Source organism: Martelella mediterranea (assembly GCF_004342225.1).
Taxonomy (GTDB): domain Bacteria; phylum Pseudomonadota; class Alphaproteobacteria; order Rhizobiales; family Rhizobiaceae; genus Martelella; species Martelella mediterranea_B.
The window spans coordinates 1-1,417 of the sequence record NZ_SMAR01000098.1; the positions used below are offsets into that span (position 1 = coordinate 1).

Annotated in this window: 1 protein-coding gene and 1 pseudogene; both read left to right on the forward strand. The window is 58.9% G+C overall.

Annotated features, from left to right (window positions below; all coding sequences use genetic code 11):
• Positions 1-1,338, forward strand: a 1,338-nt coding sequence (gene istA / locus EDC90_RS20740) for an IS21 family transposase (RefSeq protein WP_132314400.1), incomplete at its 5' end; no start/stop codon positions are given.
• Positions 1,328-1,417 (forward strand): annotated as a pseudogene (locus tag EDC90_RS20745) (ATP-binding protein); the annotation flags it as partial. The gene istA and the pseudogene EDC90_RS20745, both read left to right, overlap by 11 nt.

Sequence of the window (1,417 nt, forward strand, 5' to 3'; positions counted from 1 at the left end):
TTGTTGGCGCAGGCACGCAAGCCGCGCAAAGAACATCGAACTGTGAAGCAGATGCATGCTGACCTGGTGAAGCTTGGCTATGAAGGCTCGTACGGACGTGTAGCAGCCTTTGCTCGCGCGTGGCGCGCGGATCGGCATCGGGCGGCGCAAACAACAGGGCGCGGCACCTACGTTCCGTTGGTGTTTCAGCCCGGTGAGGCGTTCCAGTTCGACTGGAGCGAAGACTGGGCCAATATCGGAGGCGAACGGGTCAAGCTTCAGGTAGCCCATATCAAATTGTCGCACAGCCGAGCTTTCCTGGTGCGGGCCTATCCGCTTCAAACCCACGAGATGTTATTCGACGCCCATTGGCACGCTTTTCGTGTCTTCGGTGGCGTACCGGGACGGGGCATCTATGATAATATGAAGACGGCAGTGGACCGTGTGGGCCGAGGCAAACAGCGTGATGTCAATACCCGTTTCAAGGCCATGGCCAGCCACTACGTCTTTGAGCCTGAGTTTTGCAATCCGGCCGCAGGCTGGGAGAAAGGTCAGGTCGAGAAGAACGTCCAGGATGCGCGCAACCGCCTTTGGCAGGTCATGCCAGTCTTCAAGGGACTAGACGAACTGAACCAGTGGCTGGAGGACCGCTGCATTGCCCTATGGGCCGAGACACCGCACAAGGCTTTGCCCGGCACGATCGCCGATGTGTGGGAGGCGGAGAAGCCCACATTGATGGCGTCGCCGCCTGCCTTCGATGGATTTGTGGAGCACAGTAAACGGGTGTCACCGACATGCCTGATCACCTTCGAGCGCAATCGCTACAGCGTTCCGGCCAGCTTTGCGAACCGCCGTATCAGCCTGCACGTTTATCCCGAACGGCTGGTCATCGTGGCGGAAGGCCAAACCGTTTGTGCCCATGAGCGTATCATCGAGCGGTCGCACCACAAGCCAGGCAGGGTCATCTATGATTGGCGGCACTATCTGGCTGTCATCCAACGCAAACCCGGCGCCCTGCGCAATGGTGCGCCGTTTATCGAGATGCCCGACGCCTTCCGCCGCCTGCAGGATCATATGTTGCGCAAGGTGGGCGGTGATCGGGAGATGGTCGATATCCTGTCCCTGATTTTGCACCACGATGAAGACGCCGTTCTGTGTGCTGTGGAACTCGCGCTGGAAGCAGGCGTACCCACCAAGACGCATGTCCTGAACCTCCTGCACAGGCTGATCGACAAGAAGCAGACAGGCTTACCAGGGATCGATCCGCCAGAGGCTCTGGCCTTGGACATGACGCCGAAGGCCAACGTCCATCGCTATGATGATCTGAGACAGGCCAAGGGGAAACGCCATGCGTCATGATCCAGCAGGTGCCTCAATCGTGATCATGCTGCGTAGCCTGAAGCTGCATGGCATGGCGCAAGCCGTTGATGATCTGGTT